We start from the raw sequence: 576 nt of genomic DNA on the forward strand, positions 1-576 counted from the left end.
CTGCGGACCCTGCGCACCTTCCTCACACCCCAGCTCCCCGAGCCCCCCGGAGCCCGCGTCCTGGGCTGCATCCTCCAACTCGCCGAGTCCGAGGAGAACGCCCGGTTCTGGTGGCAGTACGCCGCCGGAGCCGGCGACCCCGCCGCCTCCTACTGCCTCTACCTCCACCACCGCGCCCTCGGCGAACATGCCCCGGCCCGGTGGTGGCACGAACAGGCCGAACTCCTCCAGAACATCCCTTCAACCGACGAGCCCGTCCCACCCGGCGAGGGACCCGGTGCCGATCCCGACGCCGTCCCGTTCGCCGTCACCGCCGCACTCAACGCCGTCTCCACCACGGACGCGAGCCTCCTGCCGACCGCCCTGCGCATCCTCGGCGCCCTCAAAACCGGTCCCGCTCCCGTCCCGGCCGTCGTCGGAGCCGTCCTCGACTACGCACCCGCCGCCGTCGGCTACGTCGACGGCCTCGACCTTCCCCTCACCGACCCCGACTTCACCGACCACATCCGCACCCTCATCGCCACCGAACACACCCCCACACGCACCCGCACCCGACTCCAGCCGCGACCCAAGACG

General features: G+C 72.2%; 1 pseudogene. It reads left to right on the forward strand.

The window, feature by feature from the left end:
- Window positions 1-576 (forward strand): annotated as a pseudogene (locus IE272_RS38540) (hypothetical protein); the annotation flags it as partial.

Origin of the sequence: Streptomyces anulatus, assembly GCF_014650675.1 — a bacterium.
Taxonomy (GTDB): Bacteria; Actinomycetota; Actinomycetes; order Streptomycetales; family Streptomycetaceae; genus Streptomyces; species Streptomyces anulatus.